Genomic DNA, 873 nt, shown 5'->3' with positions numbered 1-873 from the left:
TTCGCGCACTATGGGAAGTATCTCCGACATAGGGACGCTACAACTTTCCTCATATACGGTCTCATAGTATCGCCCACGCATATATCCTCCATAATTCGTCCACGTCGATGTATACCGCAGCGTTTATATAGCTGCATTATTACAACATATCAGATATAAAAATTATGTATACACAATATAGTGCTAAAATTGCAATTTATCTGGATATACACACTATCGGATTGCTCTGCCACCCGGCACTTGGACCTCAAATGGTGCCTGCTCTTGAATTTGGCACTTCTGTGATAACGAAGTAAGCCCTGCAATAGCTTCGTACTGATGCCCAGCTACCATGTCAGCGTGGCGCCAATTATATAGTGCGGGGACCTCCGCTTGGCAATTATATTCGCGCAAAACCTCCCCCATACGGGCATTTTCCAGTGTATCTCCGTAAAGACGTAGAACCGATGTTGCAATCACTGCTGATAATGCGTCATGAGTCAAAAACCGAAATCCTAACGCATTACACATGTGGTATAGCATGGATGCAGCTCTTTTCGTCACTCCGCCGTCGCGCTCATGGTCTATCCTGAGAGTATTGTGTGCGCGTATAGCGTCTTGCAGATCCATTCCCGTCTCCGCCGTAAACCGCCGTGCCATGAATGAGTATGCAGCACAGTGCATAAGCATCGGAAAGTCATAAAACGCCGACATACATACTTCTAGATCACCTTCATACAATTCTGCCATCTGCTGAGTTGTGGTAGAAGAGTGAAATAACAAACCAAAAATCCGAAAACACCTACTATGGGTGTATCCAGCATCTTGAAATCTCTGACATAACATGCCACCAATAGTATAATCCATGCATGCCGCAACATATTTTATTTCCGG

At 44.9% G+C, this 873-nt stretch carries 1 pseudogene; it reads right to left on the bottom strand.

What is annotated here, in order from left to right:
- Positions 1-213 precede the first annotated feature (213 nt).
- Positions 214-873: pseudogene (locus GAC_RS02545) on the bottom strand (hypothetical protein); the annotation flags it as partial.

This window comes from Anaplasma marginale str. Florida, assembly GCF_000215485.1.
GTDB lineage: Bacteria > Pseudomonadota > Alphaproteobacteria > Rickettsiales > Anaplasmataceae > Anaplasma > Anaplasma marginale.
The sequence above is the reverse complement of the archived record's forward strand: the minus strand, read 5'-3'. Positions and strand labels throughout refer to the sequence as shown.